Genomic DNA, 22,516 nt, shown 5'->3' with positions numbered 1-22,516 from the left:
CTCTCTGATTGGGTTTTGTCACTTTAATCATATCAAGGAACGCTATTTTTGTGTACCCTAAAACGCAAAAAAGGGGGGATAAAAGCAGATTAATTATCTACTTATGTCCCAACCTCTTTGTTTTAACGTATATTATGTGACAAACGCACTCCAAAAGTCTGCTCTCTCGGCAATTTCTCAAAACCCGAACAATCGAAATTACCAATTGTTCGGGTTTTTCGAGATTGCTCGGAGCAAAACGATTTTATGTCCCAGCTTCCCTGCTTAAATCCCTAATCAATACCGAGTCTTTTCTTATTCTTCTAATGAGAGTGTTTCAAATTCTAATTGTCCATCAGAAACGGTCACAATCACTCGACTTTTCGGTCCAACACGACCAGACACGATTTCTTTAGCTAATGGTGTTTCAACCTCACGTGTCAAGAAACGTTTAATTGGACGAGCCCCATAAATCGGATCATACGCCTTATCGGCAATCCAATCCTTAGCTGACTCAGAAATACTTAACTCAATTTCTTGATAAGCAAGACGAGTAGATAAATCGCGAGTCATCTTGACAATAATACTTTTCACATTTTCCAAACTCAATGGCGTAAAGAGTATCGTATCATCAATCCGATTTAAAAACTCTGGTTTAAAGTGCGCTTGTAACAATCTCATAACTTGATCATTTGTCTCCTCTGGAATATGTCCATCTTCAGACACTCCTTCTAACAAGAGCTGAGATCCAATGTTACTCGTCATTATTAGCACAGTGTTTTTAAAATCAACAATCCGCCCCTTAGAATCTGTCAAACGACCGTCATCTAAGACCTGTAATAAAATATTGAAAACATCTGGATGTGCTTTTTCAATCTCATCCAATAATACAATCGTGTAAGGACTACGACGAACAGCTTCTGTTAACTGCCCACCTTCTTCATAGCCAATGTATCCTGGAGGTGCTCCAACAAGGCGAGACACACTGTGTTTTTCCATGTACTCACTCATGTCAATCCGAACCATATGCTCTTCCGAATCAAACAAATCCTCTGCTAAAGCCTTAGCCAACTCAGTTTTCCCTACACCTGTTGGTCCCAAAAATAAGAAAGACCCAAGCGGACGATTAGGATCTTGTAAACCAGCTCGTGAACGAATCACTGCATCAGAAACTGCGTCAACAGCCTCATCCTGTCCGATAACTCGTTGATGTAAGGTTTCATTCAATCGTAAGATTTTATCCCGTTCACCCTCGACCAACTTCGCTACTGGAATACCAGTCATTCTTCCTACGACCAATGAAATTTCATTCTCGGTCACAGATTCCTGAACCAAGCGATTATCAGAAGCTTCATTTTTAGCTTCCAATTCCTTTAATTCACTTTCCAATTGTGGAATAGTTCCGTGACGTAAAACTGCTGCCTCTTCCAAATCATAATTATTTTCAGCTTCTTCTAAGGCATGACGTGCAGTATCTAACTCTTCACGCTTCGAGCTTACACGGTTAACCTCTTCTTTTTCTGTTTCCCAACGCATCTTCATTGCATTAGTTTCTTCACGCAATTCAGCTAACTCTTCTTGAAGCATTTCTAAACGCTTCTTACTTGCATCATCGTGTTCTTTTTTCAAAGCAGCTTCTTCAATTTCTAACTGCATCAAACGACGTGTCACCTGATCTAACTCTGTCGGCATCGAATTCATCTCAACACGAATCGTTGCACAAGCCTCATCAACCAAATCGATGGCTTTATCCGGTAAAAAACGATCAGTAATATAACGATTCGAAAGTGTGGCAGCAGCTACCAAAGCGTTGTCATGAATATTAACTCCATGGTGAATTTCAAACCGCTCCTTCAAACCACGCAAGATACTAATCGTATCCTCTACTGTCGGCTCTTTAACTAATACACGTTGGAAACGGCGCTCCAAAGCTTTGTCCTTTTCCATATATTGCTGATATTCATCCAAAGTTGTGGCACCAATACAATGCAACTCGCCACGAGCTAACATCGGTTTCAATAAATTACCGGCATCCATACTACCTTCAGTCTTACCAGCCCCCACGATATTATGAATTTCATCAATAAAGAGAATAATTCGTCCATCGCTCTTCTTGACTTCTTTTAAAACAGCCTTCAATCGCTCTTCAAATTCACCACGGAATTTAGCTCCGGCAATTAAAGCCCCCATATCAAGTGAAAAAATGGTTTTATCCTTAAGATTTTCTGGCACATCTTTTCTAACAATCCGTTGGGCTAACCCTTCAATAATAGCCGTTTTACCAACACCGGGCTCACCTATTAAGACTGGATTATTTTTCGTTTTACGAGATAGAATTCGAATAACGTCACGAATTTCCTCATCACGACCAATAATTGGATCTTGTTTACCACTCTTAACAGCTTTATTCAAATCAATACCGTATTTTTCTAACGCTTTATATTGCTCCTCTTGATTTTGGGACGTCACACGATCGCCTCCTCTTAACTCTTCAATTGACTGACGTAACGCTTTCTCTTTCAATCCTTGCGAAACTAGAAACTTGGTCAAAGAGTAATTTTTCAATTTCATCAACGCAAGTAAAACAATCTCTGTTGCTAAATATTCATCTCCGAAGCTCTCTCTTAATTTATCTGCTTCCTGCAATAAATTAAAAAGATTTTGGCTCAAGCCCTGACCATACTGAACATTACCTTCAATTACAGGCAGTTTATCAAGCGCTTCATCAACCTCTCTCACAAAAGCATCCATTGGAATGCCCGCTTCCTGATAAAATTGATAAGCAAAATGGTCTGGTTGAAGAAATACTTTCCACAAATGCGCAATGTCTATTTCTTGATGTCGACGAGTCACAGCTACCTGTTGAGCAGCAGCAATCGCCTCTTGTAAAGTTGTTGTCATTTTTTCGATATTCATTTTATCGACCTCCTAATTAAAGGTTAATTTGTTTAAAGAATTCATATCTCTTTAAACATCATCACATTTATTATTATACCCTTTTGGTCAAAATTGGTCAAAGAATAACCATTGAATTTATAAAAAAAGATGAATCACAGTAGCTGATTATAGCCACCATGATTCATCTTTTACTGACAGACACTTAAAAGGTTTAGTCGAACCCCTCATCCATCAAATATCCTTCTGCTTGTTCTTTTGTCTTAAAAACCGCCTCTACCGCGCCACTTGACATTAAAACGGTCCACATATAATTCGTATATTGCAAGGTTAATGTATCACCATTGGCATCGCCCCACGTTTCCTCATAACCTTCTTCGTAACCGTCCTCAGTCAGCCGAAGATAAGCGATTGCCTCTTTGACCAATGTCTCAATTTCTTCCTTAGTCGCATCTCTAACCGATACATAGCCATCTTTAGTTTCTTCCTTTGGTAAATAACCCGCGAAAATAAAGGCATTGGCACTTTTAGGGTGTAGATATTTGACGACTGTTGTTTTGGGCACGGCACTCTCTTCGAAATGGTAATTTAACCGATTCATTGATACAGACTGAGCACGTAACTCAGGAAAATGATCAAATAATTCTTTCTTTTCTTCAAATGATAACATGGTTCTCCTCCTAATATAAAACAACTCTAAGTCTTTGTTTCTTTTAATTCCTGTATCTCCTCTTTAAGCTCCTGTTCTTTGTTTCGAGCAACAAAAAACAGACCAAGTAAAACAGGAATAACGTATGTTCCAAAACGATATAATAATAACCCTGATGCCGCATCAACTTTTCCGACTAAAGGACTGAATAATAAGACAAAAATGAAATCAAATGAGCCAATCCCTGCTGGACTAGGAATTACACCACCAACAACTGAGGCCATTGCCACAAGTGACAGACATAAAACTAATGACAATTGATGCCCATCTTGAAATATCACATATGTCATTAAATACCATGGAATTAATTTCAACACATTCACGCCTACTAGCTTCAGAACATTCCAGCGATCCGTCATAATTTCTCGAACAGTCTCTCTAAGTGACACAATTTGCTCATTAAATGAATTAACTTTTCCTTGACCTTTTTCTGACTTAAATAAACTATTAGCAACCTTCATAAGCCATTGATGGAAACGTTGATTGGCCGAAGCTAAAAACAAAATCAAAACAATTAAACTAGTCACAGCTAACCCAACTATCACAACTGGAATCATATAAGGCATTTCAACAATTAGCGTAGAAAACGAAAAAAGTACCCCTATAAAGCTAATTACGATCACACCAAGCTTATACAGCATCATATGAATCGAAGTCACGCCCATTCCCTGTGAGGTAGTTAACCCTCTCTGCCTAAAATACATCACCTCAGCCACTAAGGTTCCTGCTCCAAAAGTGATTACCCGATAAAAAGCTGGATAACAAAAAGCAAAAAATCCATAATAAAAAGGCAATTCTAAGTTGAAAGGTGCCACGATTTGACGATAATTATACTCTTCAACACATAAAAAAAGTAGGCCTAATCCTGTCACACCAAGCAAAACACCAGGTTTAGTCTTTCCAATTTGTTGAAATATCTCTCCTAATGAATTCTTCATAATGAATAGAATAACTCCGATAATAACGATCATTACGAGAAGATTTAACAACAACTTCCCCTTTGAATGCTTCTCCATCACTAGCCCCCTTCATAAAGTCTAACGACTCATTATAGTCATTTTACCAGATTATGTTCAAACTACCTAAATAAATACTAATAGAGGTTGGAACTTATGCCCCAACCTCTAATTTGATTAGACAAGCCTCACTTAAGCTTGCTCTTCGTTAATACGAGCAATTTCAACGATCACATCCGTTGCTTTTTCCATACTCTCCACCGCAACATACTCGAAACGACCATGCATATTTTCACCACCAGCAAAAATATTAGGTGTAGGAATTCCCATATAAGAAATTTTCGAGCCATCAGTACCACCGCGAACAGGTTCTGTATTTGGCTCAATCCCCAACTTAACCATTGCCGCTTTAGCTAACTCAATAATACTCATGTCCTTCTCAATAATATCACGCATATTATAGTACTGATCATAAAGATTAATCTTAATACGCTCTTCATCAAAACGACTATTAATTTTTTCTTGAATTGTTGTAATTAATGCCTTGCGCGCTTCAAATTTTTCCCGATCATGATCACGAATAATGTAACTCATTGTTGCCTCTTCTACATTACCATTCATTCCCATCAAATGGAAAAAACCTTCATATCCACTTGTTTTTTCAGGAACCTCTGCTTTCGGTAACCCTTCATTAAATTCGATCGCTAGCGCTAAAGCGCTAATCATTGTATCCTTTGCTGTCCCCGGATGAACATTTTTGCCTTGAATCGTAATATCAGCTTGAGCAGCGCTAAAGGTTTCAAATTGCAATTCTCCTACAGGCCCACCATCCATTGTATAAGCAAAATCAACGTCAAAGGCCTCTGCATCAAAATGATTGGCGCCAGTTCCAATTTCCTCATCTGGCCCAAAAGCGACTTTAATTTTTCCATGTTTAATTGATGAATCATTAATCAAAATTTCCATCGCAGTCATAATTTCTGCAATTCCTGATTTATCATCTGCCCCTAATAATGTAGAACCATCTGTAGTAATCAATGTTTGACCTTGATAGTTAGCCAAATTCGGAAAATCTTTGACAGTCAATTTGAATTTGCCTTCTTTATCTAACGCAATATCCGATTCTCCATCATAGTTTTCAACAAACTGAGGATTAACTCCCACCGCATTAAAATCAGCTGTATCCATATGAGCAATAAAGCCGATACTTCGAACTGTTTCCTTCTCTGTATTACTTGGAAGTTCAGCAGTCACAAAACCATTTTTCTCATTGTAGTTTACATTAGACATACCAATGTCGTTTAATTCTGCCACTAAGGTTTGGGCAAATTCTACCTGAGTTTGAGTTGATGGAATCGTTGCACTTGCGCCATTAGACCGTGTTTCAGTTTTAACATAACGAATAAATCGAGGAACTAAATTTTTATACATAAGATACTCTCCTTTTATTTGAGGGGAAATCCCCTTGATTGGGTTCAAATAATCCTTTTTTAATTAATAGTAGCGAAAAGGATTGGTATTTTCAGTTGATTCAATGAATGTGACATCCCACCCGTTCTCTGCTTTCCAGGTTTCAAACAATGCCAAGAAACGAGGCTGACACAATACCTCAATGTGATGCCCTGGATCAATGACAGATAACCCCTCAGCAATCATATCATGAGCTGTATGATAGTAGATATCACCAGTGATATAGACATCAGCTTCTGCCTTGATAGCATCACGGAAAAATTTCTCACCACTTCCGCCACAGATAGCCACTCGCTTAACTAACTTATCAGTCGTATTTGAAACCAAACGTAAACCATCCAACGCAAATGTCTCCTTAACCTTTTGAACAAATTCGATCAGCGGGATGCCTATTTCTAATTCACCAACTCGGCCTAAACCATACTCCTTAGGCGGATTAGCCAAATAAATCAACTCATAAACAGGTTCTTCATAAGGATGTGCCGCCAATAATGCCTCAACAACTTGAGAACGTTGGGTTTCTAACATTATAACTTCAATCTTTGTTTCCGCCACCACTTCACTCTGATTGAATTTTCCAACATGTGGTTCTGCGTCCTCCATAGGCGTAAAACGACCTTCACCAGTCGTAGAGAAACTGCAGCCCTTATAATTTCCTAACGATCCTGCTCCAGCTAACTCTAAGGACTTTCTTAAACTAGCCGCCTTTTCTGTTGGAACATAAACAGTAAGTTTCAAATAAGGAATTTCATGTGTCAGGCTTAAAAAACGCGTATCATGGATACCTAACTCCTCACAAAACCAATCATTCAGCCCATCATCTATAATATCCATGTTAGTATGAATAGCATAAACAGCAATATCATGCTTAATCAACTCAGCGTACATCTTTGTTTGAGGATCATCAATGGTCAACCGCTTTATAGGGCGAAAAATTGGTGGATGCTTCGCGACAATCAAGTCCACTCCTTTAGAAACGGCCTCTGCTACAACTTCTGGCCGAACATCAAGGGTCATCATTACCTTAGAAATCGGTTTAGACAACGTTCCGACATGCAACCCAACAGGATCTCCCTCTTCTGCCAATGACGGCGGACAGTACTGATCTAACCGTTGTATAAAGTCACTTGCTAATATACTCAATTATTACCACACCTCCTCTTTTAATCACTCGTTTTCTTCTTCCATTTGCCTAATTAACTCAATCATCTCAGTCATTTCTGTTATTTTTTCTGTCTGAGGGCGTTTTGCCTGTTCAAGTTGACTCAACACACGATTGCGGTTTAATAATTCAGTCTGCCACTTTTCATTAAACAATGCCGTTTTTCCAACTAATAGATGGGGACCAAAAGTTAATTCTGCCACACTGTAACTAATTGGCTTAGGAGCTTTCTCAGCCACAATCACTTCATAAAAACGCCCCTCCTCAGCCACTAACTCTTCGCTAATAATCTCATAAGAATGGGTCATTAACCAATTTCTTAATGTCTTTTCACCAACATTAGGCTGTAAGATTAGACGTTCATTCCCTGATAGCTGGCCCCCCTGATAGCCACGATCTAATATTTCACTAATCAAAGAACCGCCCATGCCAGCAATTGTAATAGCGGTAACAGCATCACTTGCCTCAACCACCTCTAAACCATCACCTAAGCGAACCATAATCTCTTGTTCTAATCCAAGCTGCTTTACTAACTTAAGAGCAGATTGATATGGACCCTCAACCACCTCACCTGCTATTCCACGGGTAATGTGTTGGCTAAGAATCAACCAAGCTGGTAAATAAGCATGATCAGATCCAATATCAGCGACACAATCATTCTTTCTCACATAATTAGCAACTGCTGCAAGTCTTTTTGAAAGTTTTTTTTCATTCATTTAATTATCTACACACCTTTAAATTCATTAAGCTTATTATAACACTTTACAGTTTCTTGAGTCAGACATCTTATAGTTTTTTAATCGAAACAATCGAAACACCAGGGATTTGTGGAGGCATTGAACGTGCCATGATAGCTTGACTATCCAGTGTTACTTCAATGGCTTGCCCGGCTTTAAATTCTTCTGCATTAAACTCGCCATCCACTTGCTTAACTTCTGCATTTAAGATAACGCCCTCATCGTTGATGCCCTTTGCAATCTCTGTTGGGTCGTTCACCCCTTCAACATCTACCATGAAAAAGCGGACATTGTCACCATCAACTGTCACGTCCTCTTTTAAAACACCTTTAATCACTGACTTTTCAGCTAACTTGTTTGACTCAGTTGATGCTTTCATACTACTCACCTCAGTTGAACTATTTGTCGTTTTAGTATTAGTCTCCCCACAGGCCACTAGCGTTACGACTGCTATCGCCAAACTACTAACTAACCACAATTTTTTTTTCATGTGTCACGCTCCTATTTTCGTCATAATTAACGATACTTCTTTATTATTTTACTACAGGTCAGGTACTTTAGAAAACATTATGTTTAAATAACACGTGTTTCACATTTGTATTTTTGGCCAAAATAAAAAGCCTCTAATTTAAGTATCTCCTAAATTAAAGGCTCTTCTTCTAATTAAGCTTATTCTAAAAAGTCTTTTAACTGTTTAGAACGTGATGGATGACGTAGTTTTCTTAAAGCTTTCGCTTCAATCTGACGAATCCGCTCACGTGTAACACCAAACACTTTTCCAACCTCTTCCAGTGTACGAGTGCGGCCATCATCCAAGCCAAAACGTAAACGTAAAACATTCTCTTCACGATCTGTTAGAGTATCTAAAACACTCTCCAATTGTTCCTTCAATAACTCATAAGCAGCATGCTCAGCCGGACTAGTCGCATCCTGATCTTCAATAAAATCACCTAAGTGAGAATCATCCTCTTCACCAATTGGCGTTTCCAATGATACAGGCTCTTGAGCTATTTTTAAAATTTCACGTACTTTTTCAGTAGGTAAATCCATTTCCGCACCAATTTCTTCTGGTGTCGGTTCTCGCCCTAAATCTTGCAATAACTGACGTTGAATTCTAATCAATTTATTGATTGTTTCCACCATATGTACTGGAATCCGAATTGTTCTTGCCTGATCAGCAATCGCCCGTGTAATTGCTTGACGAATCCACCATGTCGCGTACGTCGAAAATTTAAACCCTTTAGTATGGTCAAACTTCTCAACAGCTTTCATTAATCCCATATTTCCCTCTTGAATTAAATCAAGAAATTGCATACCACGACCGACATAACGTTTAGCAATACTGACAACCAAGCGTAGATTAGCTTCTGCCAATTTTTGCTTAGCTTCTTGATCACCATCTTCAATTCTTAAAGCCAATTCGACTTCTTCTTCTGCCGTAAGTAATGAGACACGACCAATTTCTTTTAAATACATGCGCACTGGATCATTAATTTTAACACCAGCAGGGGCTGATAAATCTTCGTTGACTTCTTTTTTATTAACTTTTTCTTCTTTTTGCAAACTACGTGCAGCAGGTTCACCAGACTCATCAACAACACTAATCCCCTGGTCTTCTACTTTTTGAATTAAACTATCCATTGCATCAGAATCTAACTCGTAGGGCGTTGCTAACTTATTCGTCAGCTCATCATAAAGGACCTCACCTCTAGGTTTATGCTCTTTTATAAAGGCAGACACTGCTTTATCATATACTTTTTTTGCTTCGACTTCTTTTGACACGGAAGAAAGCCCCCTTTGTTTTTATCATACACTTTTTAATTGCCGCTGAATATTTATAATTTCAACAGTTAGTTCTTGTTCTAACTGCTTATTCCCTGTCCGACTTGCTTCTTTTTGAGCGATTATCTTCTGTTGCTTAACAGCTTCCAATCGACATCGTTTTAACGCCAACAAATAATCATCTATCTCTTTCGCTGAGCTCTCTTCCGAAAGTTCAATATAAGATACCCGTACAAATTTCTCTTTCAAATAATCCTCTTGTAAATAGCTCAAAAAATCAGCCTCAACAAACTCACCCTGAGTTAACATATAATCAGTAAAATGATTATATAGCTCTTGATATTCATCATGAATAAAAGCAAAATCGCTCACCTGATTAATCCGCGCCTGAACGCTTCTTTCATGCATGATTCTAAACAACAATAATTGCTCAGCTTTCTCACCATAAGTCATGGGTTTAACTTGATACTCTTTAGTAATCCTAGGCTCTGGCTGCTGTTCTTGGTAGTACCCAGCTGGCTGATAATCATCTGGCTGTTGATACTGACGCTTTTGTCGCTCTTCACGGTATTCTTGACGATCGACCTGTTGAACGCCACGAATCTCCTCAGAAATCGCATCTACTGAAATATCAAACTCTTCCGCAATCTGATTAATATACACTTCTCGTTCAATGACAGAAGGCACCTTGACTAATTCTTTAATAATTTCCTGTAAATAACCAAATCGCTCTTGTTCATTATTCAAGTTTTTACCCCGTTTAAAATAACTCATTTTAAACGTAAACTCAGTTTCACGACCATTTTTAGTCAGGCGGACAAATTCATCTGCTCCGTATTTTCTAATATAGTCGTCAGGATCAAGCCCATCAGGCAAACGTGCAATACTTAATTCCAAGGTAGTTTCGCTGGATAAAAGATCCAGCGCCCGTTTTGTTGCTTCAATTCCCGCAGAATCTCCATCATAACATAATAATAAACGGTTAGAGCTCCGCTGAATCATTTTAATCTGTTCATTGGTCAAACTCGTTCCCATTGAGGCCACACCGTTTTTAACTCCGGCATTCCAAGCAGCAATAACATCCATAAAGCCCTCAAAAAGAGTCAGCTCTTGTTCTTTCCTTGCGATATTTTTAGCCTGATCATAATTAAACAAGGTTTGCCGTTTATTAAAAATCAAGGTTTCAGGACTATTTAAATACTTAGGCATTCTCTCGCTATCAAAATTTTCAGCTTGTAGGATACGACCCGAAAAAGCGATAATTTTCCCTTGAGCATTGCGAATAGGAAACATAATTCGTTGATAAAAACGATCCAACCACTGACCATCATCACGATGAGTCATTAACCCCGACGCTTCAAGTAATTCATCACTAATTTGCTCATTTTCAAAAACTTTTTGCAAAAGAATTCGTTCTCTTGGCGCAAAACCAATTTGAAATTCTGCTATGATTTCTTCGGTCAAGCCACGACCTTTTAAATAATCAAGGGCTTGTTCGCCAGCCTGAGTATTCAAAAGAACATGATGAAAAATATCAGCCGCAGTCTCATGAAGTTTAATCAATTCATTTTGCTCACGTTGTTGTTCATTTGGTTCAGCTTGAGCTGCATCCATAAACTCGTAATCAAGTTGAACACTTCCCATATCAGCCACTTTTCTCACAGCTTCTGGAAAAGAGACACCGTCAACTTCCTGCAAAAACTTAAATACATTACCACCTTTACCACAACCAAAACAATGATACATCTGCTTATCTTCAGCAACTGAAAATGAAGGCGATCGCTCTTCATGAAAGGGGCATAAGCCAAAATAGTTCTTACCAGATTTTTTCAATTGAACGTAGTGTCCCACTACATCCACAATATTCGATTGTTGTCTAATTTCCTCAATAACTTCTTGAGGGATTCGTTGTGACATGCCATTCACCCCACATTCAATATAATGTGTTGCGTCAGTAATTAAAGGTCGCACTAAACAAAACTGCCATTTAGCGCGACCATAGATATACGTACACAAATATACATAATCTATTATAGCACAATCGGCTAACTTTTCAATCTTTATGACTTGAATTAATTCACAAATGATTGCTTTCAGAAATTAGCCGTTAACGATAGTAAAAAGGGCCGTGACATAAAGTCACAGTCCCTTTTTTATTTCACCTATATTGCGCGATAAACGCGTTCCAAAAATCTGCTCTCTCAGCAAGTTCTCTGAACCAGAGCAATCGAAATTACCAATTGTTCTGGATTCTTCGAGATCGCTCGGAGCAAAACAACTTTTGTCACAGCTCCGTTCACGTCTGTATTAAATATCTTAATCATTACTTGGCGAAGTTGGAGTATCTGATGCTTTAGAATTATCAGGTGTCTCAGTTGGTTTCGCAGCCTTGCTCCCATTACTGATCGCAATACTAACAACATAATCCATCGGTACATACTGATTATAAGCACTCATATCAACAACCTTACCACGTTCTTCACTAGAATCCACATAGTGTGTCGTGTATGTGATATTGGCACCTTTAGAACGATACTCTTCAAAGAATAGTTTTTCTAAATCCCCCTCTAATGAACCGAAACATGAACGTAAATATGGTCTACCAGCAGAATAAGTGACCGTTACTGGTTTGATCTCTTTCGCTTGTAGTTTAGTCCCAGCTTCAATTGATTGAGCGATTAATTGCCCATAAGGAACATCACCAGAAAAGACAGTCTTAACATTGATTGACAAACCATCTGCCGCAGTTGCTGCAGTTTCAGGCGAATACTCCCAAAAGTTCGGCACGACAATAGCTTTACCAGTTGATACCTCTACACTCATGGCATCACGCTTCGCTACTTTTTTAGCTTTTTCAATACTTTGAGAAACAATCATTCCCTCAAGGACTTTATCAGAGTCAACTTCTTTGTATTCCATCTTAATTTCGTTGTTCTTTACCCAAGTCTCAACTTCCGCTTTAGGTTTCCCAATAAAGTCCGGAACAGCAATTTCCTTTTCAAACACTTCTTTGCCTTTAGAAAAATAGACATTGGCTTGATCTTCCCGTTTATAATTCTCTGGTTTAATCTCTTTGTCATTGATTTCTTGACGAATAAATTTCCCTTTTTCCACTTGATCACTATATTCTTCAAGAATGGACAAATTCTCAGCCTTATGTTCAACTACCCATTCATCAGCAGCAGTCTTACTCATTTTAGAGAAATCTGGAAGAGAGATAACTTCTTCTGGATCTGGCCCTAAACTAGCAACAAGTTGAACAGTTGATTTTTTCTTAACTTTTGCATCAGCCTTAACATTTTGCTTAACAACAGTATTAATTTCCTGATCAAAATCATATTTCTGTTCGACCTCTAATTTTATATCATTCTCAGAAGCCCAAGCTCGAGCTTCTGAAACTCCTTTGCCAACAAATTTGGGCATTGGTACGTGAGTAAATGAGTAGTACATCCAGTAAAGTGCAATAGCTACCAAAATACCAATCAATGTAAAAATGATAATTTTATTTCGTTTACGCTTTTTATATGTCGGATCAACTTCTGTTTCTTCTTCATCAAATCGACTTGTTTCTTCCTCTTCAGCCGTTACAGCTTCCAATATTTTGGGAGGTGAAGGCTCTTCTATCACTACCTCAGCAACCTCTTCAGGCTTATTAACAGTTTCCTCAACTACCTCTTCATTATTAGAAGATTTCTTTTCCCGGGATTGACTTTTACTAGATGATCGTTTTTTTCTTGACCCACGCGGCTCATCTTCTGTCGGTACTGACTCTACACTTTCAGGCGATAATTTCTTTCCCTTTTTATCAGTTAAGGTTTTTTCGTAATTATTCTTGTCAAAATTAGATAAAAAATCACTCATATTTTTCTAGTATTCCTTTTCTAAGATAAAGCGTCTCATCCGAACGCTCTGCGATTTCATTGGAGTGGGTTACAACAATCACGCATTTGTCATGCTCATGAGCAAGAGTTTTAAAAATCTCTACAATCTCATTTTCCATTTCTTCATCTAAGTTCCCTGTTGGTTCATCCGCCAAAATAATATCCACATTCGTAGCAAGAGCACGAGCAATTGCTACCCGTTGCTGCTCCCCACCAGACAATTTATTAACTGGACGGTTAGCCTTTGTTTTCACAATGCCAATATAATCAAGTAAGTTATAGGCAACTTCTTTCTGATCATCAGGCAATTTATTCTCAGTAATTGCCATTGGTACCAGAACATTTTCTACTGCTGTTAAGTAAGGAATTAAATTGTAACTTTGGAAAATAATCCCAATATCATTTCGGCGGTATTTTTCATACCCAATTTTTCTAATATCTTTCCCTTTATATAAGACTTCGCCATCTTTCGGCGCATCCAATGCTGCAATTAATGAGAGGAATGTCGTTTTTCCAGAACCAGATTGTCCTAAAATTGTGTAAAATTTCCCTTTTTCAAATTTAACACTTGTATCTTTTAAAATAAATCGACGCTTGTCACCATCTTGATAATAATAATTGACTTTCTTAGTTTCAAGTATTGCCATTTTGGTCTCCCCCTTACATCATAATTTTCTTTGGATTTAGTCGTAAAATATAAATTAATGGCACCACTGTAGATAACAAGACCGTTCCGATACCTACCACATAAAAGATAATAACATAACCGATAGACAAGGAAACTTGATAAGAGTCTTTTACATCAGAGCCATCAAGAGCATTTCCTGTTAACTCCTGAAATTCCCAAGACATATCCATGCCATTCATTTGCTTCTCTTCTTCTGCTTTCATTTGTGTATCAATCAATGAACCTGAAACACCTTTTGCCAATATATTACCACTGAAAACTGAAAGTGTAATTGCCACAATAGAAATAATAACTACTTCAATCACAATCTGACCAATCACTTTTCCACGGCCTTCACCCAAAGATAAGTAAATTCCCAATTCGTGTTTACGATCCCGTAAGAATAATAACACAACCAATGAAATAATCAGTAATGTCGCACCAACTGATACGTAAATGACATATGTCGCTATTTTTGACATGTTTTTAACTGGTGCTGCAATTGCTTCATATTGATCTGTTGATAACACTAACTTGCTATACTCATCAGGTAACAACGGCGTCACTTCAGTGCGAAAAGCCTCCGCATCCTCAGGGGTTTTTAAAACAAAATAGGGTGTCGCCATTTCGATAGCTTCATTCATTTCTTTTTCTGATCCATACTCTTCCTTCATTTCAGGAAATTTACCCACTAGGCCTTTTTGAAATTCTTTACGTGCCTTTATAACCTGCTCATTAGGTGCATATATCCGATTAAACTGCTGAAATTCAAAATATGCATCTTGAGAGTAGGGATCATTTTTCTTTTCCTTTTTCTCTTCTTTCTCTAATGGCGTAAATAATCCAATAACTTCATAAACCTGATCTTGAGTAAAATACTCTCTCGGAGTATCTTTCTCACTGTCTTCACTACTTGATTCGGCAGCTTGATTGGCCATGTAATTCTCTTGGCCCTTGTCCAAAATCATCTTGTCACCAATTTTCAGATTATTTGTATCAGCCATTTGTTTAGAAATAACCGCCACTGCTTTTCCGTCTTTTATTTCATCCTTTGTGAACGTACGTCCACCTACAATTTCAATTTTTTTCTCCTTAACATCTAATAATTCTTCAAACTGGACGCCTTTAATATCAAAAAATTGACTATATTTGCTGCTTGGGTCTCCCATCATTATACCATTTTCATCATCTGTTTTTGGTTGATAATTTTTTAATTTTGAAGTACTCGCCCAATCCACAACTGAATAATCATAATACTTAACATAAGATAAATGACCTATTGTTTCGATGTCTTTTTTAGTAATAGTCTTATATTTCGGTTCTTTGCCATCACCATCTGCTGATTTTTGGATTTTTTCCCAATCTTGCGTAATTGTAGCCGTTCCACCCAACTGACTTTTAATATTCTTCTCAACGTTCTTAGTTGCTTGTTGAATAGAAATTGCTCCTGCAATGACATTTCCTAAAATAAATACAACTGCAAATAAAATTATTGATTTCCCTTTTCTTCTAGTAACACTTGCAAGCGCACGTTTGAAAAAATTCATTTTTTTTCCCTCCATTAAACATACTTTAAAGAACCGTTTATTAAACTGCTCTTTAAACTATACCATAGTAAAAAAACAAATACTATAAATTTTATAAGGTTTATTCTTCCAATATTGTCACTTTCGTACTCAAAATCTAGTGAACGCAAAAGAGGCTCAGACATCTGTCCCAGCCTCTTTTAGGTTCTTCAACTAACTACTAATAGTTGCAGATAAAAAATGTTTGTCACACTGTGCCTCAACCTTTTTACACTAATTGTTGAAGATTAAGTATGCCATTCCTTATCACGTTAATTATTTACCAACTTCTGCAATCAATTCAACTTCAACTAAAACATCTTTAGGTAAACGAGCTACTTCGACACATGAACGAGCCGGTAAAGTATCGCCAAAGTATGAGCCATAAACTTCATTAAATATCCCAAAGTTCTCCATATCAGACAAGAAGCACGTTGTCTTAACGATACTGTCAAAATTTCCATCAATTGTTTCTAGAATTGCCTTAATATTTTCCATCACTTGCTTAGTTTGTTTTTCAATACTTGTTTCTTCTACTTCACCAGATGCTGGGTTTATTGGGATTTGACCTGACGAGAATAATAAACCATTCACGATATTACCTTGGACGTATGGACCAATTGCTGACGGAGCTTTACTTGTTTCGATTTTCTTCATAACTAATCTCCTTCTATTCTTTTATTGTTTGACAATTAATAAATCCAGACTTGCAAACGACAAGACTAATCGCGCAATTCTAAATAATTGACGTAATCGATTTTCACGAATGAGCTCATCATCCGCCATTACCATTGTATCATTAAAATAAGCTTCAATCTGTGGATAAAGATTTTTTAATGCGTCATAATTTTCACTTAATGTTTGTTGATTCAAATTGTTTTCCACACACTTAACTGCTTCATACAGAGATTTCTCAGCCTCATTCTCAAATAAATCAGGATTAACAGGCTCTTCCACCCCTTGTTTCATTAATTCTTGCCCTTTAGCTGCTAAATTCATGACACGAGTCAATGCCTCAACAGATGGTTTAAAATCACTATCGTCATGACGTTCTTTCAAAATAGCTGCTGCCTCTACCATTGTCGCTAAATCATTTTGCTCTGCATTCGTAACGGCTTCAATAATATCATGGCGAATCCCACGAGTACTTAAGAACTGTTTCATTCGACCCTTAATAAATTCAGTTACACCGTCTTGAGATTGAGATAATTCAATACCAAAACGTTCAATGTCTTCATTTACTATTTCTGCAATCTCCGTTTGCAAACGAATTAATGGGAAATTCCATCCCATCTCTGTGATAATTCGAATAATACCATAAGTCTGGCGACGCAAGGCATAAGGATCATTTGAACCACTTGGAATCATGCCGACATTAAAGAAACTGACCACAGAATCTGTCTTGTCCGCAACTGCCAATACTGCTCCAACCTTAGATTCTGGTAGGTCTCCCTCGCTTGAGATAGGTAAATAATGCTCGCGAATAGCTTGTGCCACTGCTTGCTCTTCACCTTGCATTAACGCATATTTTTCACCCATGATGCCTTGCAATTCTGGAAATTCGCCTACCATATTTGTCACTAGATCAAACTTATAGATCTCAGCTGCTCGGTCCAATTGGGTTAATTCTAATTCAGTTAACCCAACTTCCTGACCAATTAAATGGGCGATTGCCCCAACACGCTGCATCTTTTCATAGATAGAGCCAATTTTCTCATGAAACGTCACATGACGTAACTTCGCCACACATTGATCAATCGTCAACGCCTGATCGTCTTTATAGAAAAACTCAGCATCCTCTAGACGAGCAGTTAGCACCTTTTCATTGCCCTTAATCACATTATCAATATGCTCATCATTACCATTGCGAACAGATACAAAAAATGGCAAGAGCTCTCCATCACTGTTACGAACATCAAAATATCGCTGGTGTTCTTTCATAGAAGTCACTAGAACCTCATCTGGAATCTCTAAATATTTTGGTTCAAAACTTCCTGCGAAAGCTGTTGGGAATTCGACTAAATTAGTCACTTCATCTAATAAATCATCATCAAGCTCAACTAACCAATTCTGTGCTTTTGCTAATGAGGCAATTTGTTTAACAATCAAGGATTGTCTCTCCTCAGCTTTCACGTAAACAAATTGTTCAGCTAATTTGGATTCATAATTAGCTGCATGATCAATAATTGTTTCTTGTCCTAAAAAGCGATGACCTCTTGACACTCGATCCGATTGTACATTAACCAATTCAAACGGAATAACCTTATCATCCAACAGGCCGACTAACCAATGAATTGGCCGAATGTATTTAAAGTCATTTGCCCCCCAATGCATACTAACAGGAAAATTGAGACTCTTAGCAACATCAACCATCTTAGGCATAACTTCTTGGGCCGTTTGTCCTGCCACAAATTTATTGATATGAGCATACTCAATCCCCTTAATCTCTTTAAAAAAGATATCATCAGTTGTCATTCCCTGGCCACGAACAAATCCTTGAGCTGCCTTTGACCAATTACCTTCAGCATCTAACGCGATTTTTTTGGCCGGACCCTTTGCTTCCGCCTCAATATCCGCTTGTTTTTCTGCTAAGCCATTCACACGAACCGCCAAACGACGAGGCGTTGAAAAATGATCTATTGACTCAAAGCCTAACCGATTATCTTCTAAAAATTGCTCAGTCTTTTCTTTCAATTGCTTGATACTCGGTGTTACCACCCGCGCTGGCATTTCTTCTAAGCCTATTTCTAATAAAAATTGATAAGTCATTCTAATCAGCCTCCTTTTCAGTTAATAATGGGAATCCCAATTTTTCTCTCTCTGCTACAAATGTTTTGGCAAGTTCTCTAGCCATTTTACGAATACGCGCTAAGAACCCTGCACGCTCGGTAACTGAAATAGCCCCTCTCGCATCAAGTAGATTAAAGGCATGGCTGCATTTTAAAACATAGTCATAACCTGGATGAACCAAGCCGGCTTCGATACACTTTTGCGCTTCTTTTTGATACATTTCAAATAACATAAACAGCATTTCTTGATTACTTTCTTCAAAAGCATACTTAGAGTGCTCGTATTCCGGTTGAATAAAAATTTCACCGTATTTCACTCCGTGTGTCCACTCCAAATCATAGACACTTTCAACCTCTTGAATATAAGACGCTAGCCGCTCAATCCCAAAGGTAATTTCACTTGTAACTGGTTTACACTCTAATCCTCCGACTTGTTGGAAATATGTGAACTGAGTGATTTCCATCCCATCTAACCATACTTCCCAACCAAGTCCAGCACACCCCATTGAGGGATTTTCCCAGTTATCCTCAACAAAACGAATGTCATGCTCTAAAGGATTGATTCCTACTAATTCTAGACTTTGTAAATAGAGCTCTTGAATATTATCAGGAGAGGGTTTCATCACAACTTGAAATTGATGATGTTGAAACAATCTATTAGGATTTTCTCCATAGCGACCATCATCTGGACGACGTGAAGGTTCTACATAAGCTGCATTCCACGGCTCAGGTCCAATCGCACGTAAAAAAGTATAGGGGCTCATTGTCCCTGCTCCTTTTTCAGTGTCATAGGCTTGCATTAACATACACCCTTGATCCGACCAAAATTTTTGTAATGTTAAAATCATTTCTTGAACTGTTAACTTCTGTTTCATTTGACCTCTCCTTTATTATGTATCATTCATGTTCAGACAAAAAGTCCCTATGTTTAACATAAAATCATGTTAAACATAGGGACGAGTTTATCGCGGTTCCACCCTACTTCTGATTAATTTCAGCAGCTTCGTTAGCAATTGCTCAAGAGTGCCATTCAACAACTCTTCTTAAATTGGCTTCCACTATCCCAATCTCGCTTAAATAAGAAAAAATATTTACTATTCTCCGTCACAGCAACTATTTTATTACACTAATAATAGCCTTTACTGACTACACTGTCAACTATTTTTCTACAACAAATCATCCAACTCTTGATTTACATCTTCCACCAACGATGTCTCATCCGTTTTGGCCACTCGTCTTGGAATCTTCATGGTACTTTCCCACCCCTTCATCTCATCAATAAATTTTTTACTCTTAAGATGAATTCCCACAAACTCTTCATACATTAAATCAATCGTTTGCCGAATAGCTACTTTCGTCTCATCTTTCAATTCAATGCTTTGAATCTGATCTAGACTAACACTTGAAAATAGTCGAATAAAATGAATAGCCCGTGGATCAGCGTGATACCGTCGCACATCAAAATGCCAGTGACGCTCACATAAAACTCCTGAATACTGAGAAGAAAAATCAAATTTACCATGAGTTTCTCCACAAATCACGCATTGTTGCCACTGAAAAGCAAAACCAAAACGAGCTAGCAATTGCACTTCAAAAATATTAGTAATAATTTCAGGATCTAAGCCCTCATTTAAATAGGTCAAAGCCTGACGGGTAAAACCATAAAGTGCTGGATCATAGGTCAAATCCTCAATTGCTGAGTCAACTAAATTCAAAATATAGGTTGCGTAAGCGCTGATAAATATATCCTGTTGAATTTGTTTAAAACTGGTCACTTCTTTAGAATCATTTAAAAATGAAAGTCCTTCATGTCGAAACTCTCCCACATAAACAGCTTCTGTAAAAGGTAAAATAGCTGTCGTAATCGGATTATTCGGCCGATTAGCATTTTTCACAAAAAACATCATCTTACCTTGTTTCTCTGTAAAAATTTTAACTAGCTTATCCTTTTCTCGATGATTACGGGCAAATAAAATGAGCCCTTTTGATTCACTGCTACTACTTTTCATTTGCCGTTCCCTCACTTCTTTATTCTCTATTTATCATACTCTAAATCTAGCTATTCGCCAACCAATACAGATTTATCAACAAAACAAAGAGGCATTGATGATTACTCATCAACACCCACACTTTTTAGTAATCCATGTCTCGATACCCATAATCTTGAAGATACTTTTGTTTATCTCGCCAATTCTTTTGAACCTTAACCCACAACTCTAAATAAACTTTATTACCAAGTAAATTCTCAATATCTTTACGAGCCTTAATCCCAATATCCTTCATCATTAAGCCTCCCTTGCCAATTAAAATGCCTTTTTGACTAGAACGCTCAACAATAATTGTCGCTTGAATATGAACTTTGTCATACTCATCACGCTTCATATCTTCTACTACAACAGCAACCGAATGCGGTACTTCCTCACGTGTTAATAAAAGTACTTTCTCTCTAACCAATTCAGAAACAATAAAATATTCTGGATGATCAGTCACTTGATCCTCTGGATAATACTGAGGTCCCTCAGGCATCTGGGCTTCAATTACTTCCAATAACTTCTCAACATTATTTCCTTCTGTTGCTGAGATTGGCACCACTTCTTTAAAATCCATCTGCTGACGATAATCTTCAATTATCGCCAACAACTTATCTGGGTGGATTGTATCGATTTTATTAATAATTAAAAATACAGGCGCCTGGCTATTTTTTAAGCGCTCAATAATAAAATCATCACCACGACCACGAGGCTGCTCTGCACTGACCATGAAAAGAGTTGCGTCAACTTCACGCAAGGCACTATAGGCTGTTTCGACCATAAAATCACCTAAACGATGTTTTGGTTTGTGGATACCAGGCGTATCAATGAACACTATTTGAGCATCTGGTGTCGTGTAAACACCTTGAATCTTATTCCGAGTCGTTTGAGCTTTATCACTCATTATCGCAATTTTCTGACGTACGATTCGATTTAATAGGGTTGATTTCCCAACATTAGGACGGCCAATTATGGCAACAAATCCTGATTTATGTACTGCACTCATTTACTTTCCTCTTTCTTAAACAAAATTACTGACAATTCCCCATATTTTGGGTAAAAATATCAACGCTCCAACGATTATTGCAAAAATCGCTGTAAATAAAACTGCTGCTGCTGCCATATCTTTTACTTTCTTTCCTATTGAATGATAATGATAGTTAGTCACCATATCAACAATATTCTCTGCTGTTGTATTGATAATTTCCATAACAATCACCAAGAAAATCATCAATAATAACCATAACCACTCATCAATTGGCAGTTTAAAAATAAAACCTGCAATCACTGCAAGAATAGCAATACAGACATGGGATTTCATATTACGCTCTTCTTTAAAGACTGTTCGAAACCCTTGAAGAGCAAATTCTAAAGACGCAATAAAACTTTTATTTTTAAAGGTTTGTTCATCGTTCTTTTTACCGTTTAAGCCCATAAGCCTCTAAAATCTTTCTCTGTAAATCGAACATCTCTTTTTCATCCTCAACGGTTAGATGATCGTAGCCATTTAAATGTAAAAAACCATGTACAGCCAAAAAACCTAATTCTCTTTCATAAGAGTGTTCATACTCTACTGCTTGTTCGTGGGCTTTTTCGATGGAAATCATAATATCGCCTAAATTTCTAGGAAGTGCGTCGGCTCCCTCAAAAATAATCGGCATCTCTCCTTCTCCCAACTCCTCTAAGGCAAAGCTAATAACATCCGTCGATACGTCCTTTTGACGATAATCTCGATTAATTACTTGAATGCCCTCATTATCCATAAATGTTACAGACATTTCCGTTGTTTCGGCTAATTCTAAGTGTTCCGCCGCAAAGTTCAACAGATCTTCGATCTCCGCTATTTGAGTTGCTGTTACTTTTCCCGTATCATCCATTATCGTAATATCCATGG

The 22,516-nt window shown here is 37.7% G+C and carries 19 protein-coding genes; all 19 read right to left on the bottom strand.

Features of this window, described 5'->3' with window-relative positions; all coding sequences use genetic code 11:
* Window positions 1-294 precede the first annotated feature (294 nt).
* On the bottom strand, window positions 295-2,895 hold the full coding sequence (clpB, locus tag AC5KOD_RS14150) for an ATP-dependent chaperone ClpB (RefSeq protein ID WP_496915214.1): 2,601 nt from the start codon (window positions 2,893-2,895) through the stop codon (window positions 295-297).
* 193 nt (window positions 2,896-3,088) lie between these two features.
* Window positions 3,089-3,544 (bottom strand): hypothetical protein, encoded by a 456-nt coding sequence (locus tag AC5KOD_RS14145; protein WP_496915213.1) that lies wholly within the window; start codon window positions 3,542-3,544, stop codon window positions 3,089-3,091.
* Window positions 3,545-3,570: 26 nt separating this feature from the next.
* Window positions 3,571-4,599, bottom strand: a complete 1,029-nt coding sequence (locus AC5KOD_RS14140) for a lysylphosphatidylglycerol synthase transmembrane domain-containing protein (protein ID WP_496915212.1) — start codon at window positions 4,597-4,599, stop codon at window positions 3,571-3,573.
* A gap of 132 nt (window positions 4,600-4,731) precedes the next feature.
* Entirely contained in the window at window positions 4,732-5,970 is a 1,239-nt protein-coding gene (gene pepT, locus AC5KOD_RS14135; protein ID WP_496915211.1) for a peptidase T, read from the bottom strand.
* Between the two features lie 63 nt (window positions 5,971-6,033).
* Window positions 6,034-7,152 (bottom strand): Nif3-like dinuclear metal center hexameric protein, encoded by a 1,119-nt coding sequence (locus tag AC5KOD_RS14130; protein WP_496915210.1) that lies wholly within the window; start codon window positions 7,150-7,152, stop codon window positions 6,034-6,036.
* A 24-nt stretch (window positions 7,153-7,176) separates the two neighbouring features.
* Complete coding sequence (locus AC5KOD_RS14125) at window positions 7,177-7,887, bottom strand: tRNA (adenine(22)-N(1))-methyltransferase (protein ID WP_496915209.1); 711 nt, start codon at window positions 7,885-7,887, stop codon at window positions 7,177-7,179.
* 70 nt (window positions 7,888-7,957) lie between these two features.
* Window positions 7,958-8,398, bottom strand: coding sequence for a hypothetical protein (locus tag AC5KOD_RS14120; protein WP_496915208.1), 441 nt, complete (start codon window positions 8,396-8,398; stop codon window positions 7,958-7,960).
* 179 nt (window positions 8,399-8,577) lie between these two features.
* On the bottom strand, window positions 8,578-9,690 hold the full coding sequence (gene rpoD, locus AC5KOD_RS14115) for an RNA polymerase sigma factor RpoD (protein WP_496915207.1): 1,113 nt from the start codon (window positions 9,688-9,690) through the stop codon (window positions 8,578-8,580).
* A gap of 24 nt (window positions 9,691-9,714) precedes the next feature.
* Window positions 9,715-11,607 carry a DNA primase gene (gene dnaG / locus AC5KOD_RS14110; RefSeq protein ID WP_496915206.1) on the bottom strand — a complete coding sequence of 631 codons (1,893 nt, stop codon included), beginning with the start codon at window positions 11,605-11,607 and terminating at the stop codon, window positions 9,715-9,717.
* Between the two features lie 399 nt (window positions 11,608-12,006).
* On the bottom strand, window positions 12,007-13,551 hold the full coding sequence (locus AC5KOD_RS14105; RefSeq protein ID WP_496915205.1) for a PASTA domain-containing protein: 1,545 nt from the start codon (window positions 13,549-13,551) through the stop codon (window positions 12,007-12,009).
* A complete protein-coding gene (locus tag AC5KOD_RS14100) occupies window positions 13,544-14,218 on the bottom strand; it encodes an ABC transporter ATP-binding protein (RefSeq protein ID WP_496915204.1) in 675 nt (224 codons plus the stop codon). Before AC5KOD_RS14100 ends, AC5KOD_RS14105 begins: the two co-directional genes overlap by 8 nt.
* Window positions 14,219-14,231: 13 nt before the next feature.
* Entirely contained in the window at window positions 14,232-15,785 is a 1,554-nt protein-coding gene (locus tag AC5KOD_RS14095) for an FtsX-like permease family protein (RefSeq protein WP_496915203.1), read from the bottom strand.
* Window positions 15,786-16,079: 294 nt separating this feature from the next.
* Entirely contained in the window at window positions 16,080-16,460 is a 381-nt protein-coding gene (locus AC5KOD_RS14090; RefSeq protein WP_496915202.1) for a RidA family protein, read from the bottom strand.
* Between the two features lie 21 nt (window positions 16,461-16,481).
* A complete protein-coding gene (glyS, locus tag AC5KOD_RS14085) occupies window positions 16,482-18,572 on the bottom strand; it encodes a glycine--tRNA ligase subunit beta (protein WP_496915201.1) in 2,091 nt (696 codons plus the stop codon).
* Between the two features lies 1 nt (window position 18,573).
* Window positions 18,574-19,467, bottom strand: a complete 894-nt coding sequence (gene glyQ, locus AC5KOD_RS14080) for a glycine--tRNA ligase subunit alpha (RefSeq protein ID WP_496915200.1) — start codon at window positions 19,465-19,467, stop codon at window positions 18,574-18,576.
* A gap of 291 nt (window positions 19,468-19,758) precedes the next feature.
* Entirely contained in the window at window positions 19,759-20,601 is an 843-nt protein-coding gene (gene recO / locus AC5KOD_RS14075; RefSeq protein WP_496915199.1) for a DNA repair protein RecO, read from the bottom strand.
* Between the two features lie 124 nt (window positions 20,602-20,725).
* Window positions 20,726-21,628 carry a GTPase Era gene (gene era / locus AC5KOD_RS14070; RefSeq protein ID WP_496915198.1) on the bottom strand — a complete coding sequence of 301 codons (903 nt, stop codon included), beginning with the start codon at window positions 21,626-21,628 and terminating at the stop codon, window positions 20,726-20,728.
* Window positions 21,629-21,643: 15 nt separating this feature from the next.
* Window positions 21,644-22,057, bottom strand: a complete 414-nt coding sequence (locus tag AC5KOD_RS14065) for a diacylglycerol kinase family protein (protein WP_496915197.1) — start codon at window positions 22,055-22,057, stop codon at window positions 21,644-21,646.
* Window positions 22,041-22,514, bottom strand: a complete 474-nt coding sequence (gene ybeY / locus AC5KOD_RS14060; RefSeq protein ID WP_496915196.1) for an rRNA maturation RNase YbeY — start codon at window positions 22,512-22,514, stop codon at window positions 22,041-22,043. The genes AC5KOD_RS14065 and ybeY overlap by 17 nt, the downstream gene beginning before the upstream one ends.
* Window positions 22,515-22,516 lie beyond the last annotated feature (2 nt).

Source organism: Vagococcus sp. WN80Y, assembly GCF_059621045.1.
This window is presented reverse-complemented; position numbering and strand designations above follow the sequence as displayed.

Coding starts and splice junctions, on each gene's coding strand:
- clpB (WP_496915214.1), bottom strand. CDS start 2,895: ATGAATATCGAAAAAATGACAACAACTTTACAAGAGGCGATTGCTGCT.
- AC5KOD_RS14145 (WP_496915213.1), bottom strand. CDS start 3,544: ATGTTATCATTTGAAGAAAAGAAAGAATTATTTGATCATTTTCCTGAG.
- AC5KOD_RS14140 (WP_496915212.1), bottom strand. CDS start 4,599: ATGGAGAAGCATTCAAAGGGGAAGTTGTTGTTAAATCTTCTCGTAATG.
- pepT (WP_496915211.1), bottom strand. CDS start 5,970: ATGTATAAAAATTTAGTTCCTCGATTTATTCGTTATGTTAAAACTGAA.
- AC5KOD_RS14125 (WP_496915209.1), bottom strand. CDS start 7,887: ATGAATGAAAAAAAACTTTCAAAAAGACTTGCAGCAGTTGCTAATTAT.
- AC5KOD_RS14120 (WP_496915208.1), bottom strand. CDS start 8,398: ATGAAAAAAAAATTGTGGTTAGTTAGTAGTTTGGCGATAGCAGTCGTA.
- dnaG (WP_496915206.1), bottom strand. CDS start 11,607: ATGTCACAACGAATCCCTCAAGAAGTTATTGAGGAAATTAGACAACAA.
- AC5KOD_RS14105 (WP_496915205.1), bottom strand. CDS start 13,551: ATGAGTGATTTTTTATCTAATTTTGACAAGAATAATTACGAAAAAACC.
- AC5KOD_RS14100 (WP_496915204.1), bottom strand. CDS start 14,218: ATGGCAATACTTGAAACTAAGAAAGTCAATTATTATTATCAAGATGGT.
- AC5KOD_RS14095 (WP_496915203.1), bottom strand. CDS start 15,785: ATGAATTTTTTCAAACGTGCGCTTGCAAGTGTTACTAGAAGAAAAGGG.
- AC5KOD_RS14090 (WP_496915202.1), bottom strand. CDS start 16,460: ATGAAGAAAATCGAAACAAGTAAAGCTCCGTCAGCAATTGGTCCATAC.
- glyS (WP_496915201.1), bottom strand. CDS start 18,572: ATGACTTATCAATTTTTATTAGAAATAGGCTTAGAAGAAATGCCAGCG.
- glyQ (WP_496915200.1), bottom strand. CDS start 19,467: ATGAAACAGAAGTTAACAGTTCAAGAAATGATTTTAACATTACAAAAA.
- recO (WP_496915199.1), bottom strand. CDS start 20,601: ATGAAAAGTAGTAGCAGTGAATCAAAAGGGCTCATTTTATTTGCCCGT.
- era (WP_496915198.1), bottom strand. CDS start 21,628: ATGAGTGCAGTACATAAATCAGGATTTGTTGCCATAATTGGCCGTCCT.
- AC5KOD_RS14065 (WP_496915197.1), bottom strand. CDS start 22,057: ATGGGCTTAAACGGTAAAAAGAACGATGAACAAACCTTTAAAAATAAA.
- ybeY (WP_496915196.1), bottom strand. CDS start 22,514: ATGGATATTACGATAATGGATGATACGGGAAAAGTAACAGCAACTCAA.